This window comes from Oleiphilus sp. HI0123 (genome assembly GCF_001635315.1).
In genome coordinates this window covers 1-853 of record NZ_LWGE01000322.1, presented here as the reverse complement: position 1 = coordinate 853, position 853 = coordinate 1, and the positions used below count along the sequence as shown (strand labels likewise).

The following is an 853-nucleotide window of genomic DNA, read 5'->3' as shown; positions in this document are numbered from 1 at the left end:
GTTGCAACGTAAACGAGCTCATAGAGACCGTAGCGATAATTTTGTATACCAAGCACAACCATAGCAATTGCGCCAAGCAGAAATAATGTGGCAGTAAGACGGGTTTGAAGCTGGATTTCAGAGAACATTATTGTGCTCCTTCTGCATTGGCTGGCGTTGCGTCTTGGGGCAGCTCATCGATGTCTCGATAGATGTGTGTTCTATTAATACTGGTAGCTTGTGTTTCTGATAAGGCATGGCTTGCCCGGCCTGTTATGGAGGTACTGTCATCGCCGATATTTAAGCAGGACACGCCAGCACTAACGGTAATACTTTCTCCATGAATCTCAATTTCTTTGCGGACTTTAAGTCGCAGGCTGTCTGCTATCTTGACTGCTTGAATCGAGCTGGTATGAGGTAAGACGATAAGAAACTCATGATGTTCCCAAAGGTAGTAACTGTCGAACAAGCGAAGGTTGTTATGGAGCAACTTGCCAATGGCAATCGTGACAGCATCTTGTTCTTTAGGGTTTAGTTTGGAAAGACATATTTTGTCAATTGCCAACGCGGCTGTAGACAATTCACTGCCTTCACGTTCACTGCGTTGAATTTCTTTTGTCAGGTCATCATCTAGATGTTCTTTGGTGGCTGCTTTGGTCAGGTTATCTGTACGACGCAGTGGCTTAAGCTGTTTTCGTCTTAGTTCTCTCAAGTAAACCAGGCAGCAGCTCATGCTTAGGTACAAAAGGTAGCTCATAGTATTTTGAATGTTTTCAAACGGAGAGCCGCTAGCATTCAAAGAGGCCAGGGCAAATACTGAGAATATCCCGACAAGCCATAGGGCAGGTTTGAATTCATAGAAAAAGAACAGCAA

General features: G+C 44.3%; 1 protein-coding gene. It reads right to left on the bottom strand.

Annotated elements, in window-relative coordinates:
* Positions 1-127: 127 nt before the first annotated feature.
* The coding region (locus tag A3761_RS03085) for a diguanylate cyclase domain-containing protein (protein WP_156491545.1) at positions 128-853 on the bottom strand (726 nt) is incomplete at its 5' end.